A 384-nucleotide genomic window follows, 5' to 3' on the forward strand; every position below is an offset into this window, starting at 1 on the left:
GGGAAGCTAAGTTTGTGCATCGTCAAGTGCTTCAGCAACGCCTCTGCGTCACGCTTCTCGGTCAGCGGAAATGTCACAGTCATGCGGGTTCCTCCAACGAACATACTGAGCACCTGCGGAAATTAATGGTTAAATTCTCTCGCGCCGCAACAAGAAAATTTGAATGATAAAATTAAAATCGATTAGCTTTTTGGTGGTTTTTTTAAAATCGTTTGAAATTAGCTTCCTCGGTTTTCCCATGGATTGGTCAGCGGATCGGCCGCGAGCGAGATCCGCATCGTGCGCTCCACAAGCACTCGAAGCGTTGGGAGCAATGCCCTCGATGAAGGCATTGGCAGATGCTGAGAGATGGCGCTGCTGAGTTAAGATCAGCCGCTCACCGTC

1 protein-coding gene is annotated in these 384 nt (G+C 49.5%); it reads right to left on the reverse strand.

The genetic code is table 11. From position 1 onward, the window contains the following. Positions 1-129: 129 nt before the first annotated feature. The coding region (locus AC5ZG1_RS44685) for a hypothetical protein (protein WP_496136612.1) at positions 130-384 on the reverse strand (255 nt) is incomplete at its 5' end.

Source organism: Bradyrhizobium sp. Leo78 (assembly GCF_059512425.1).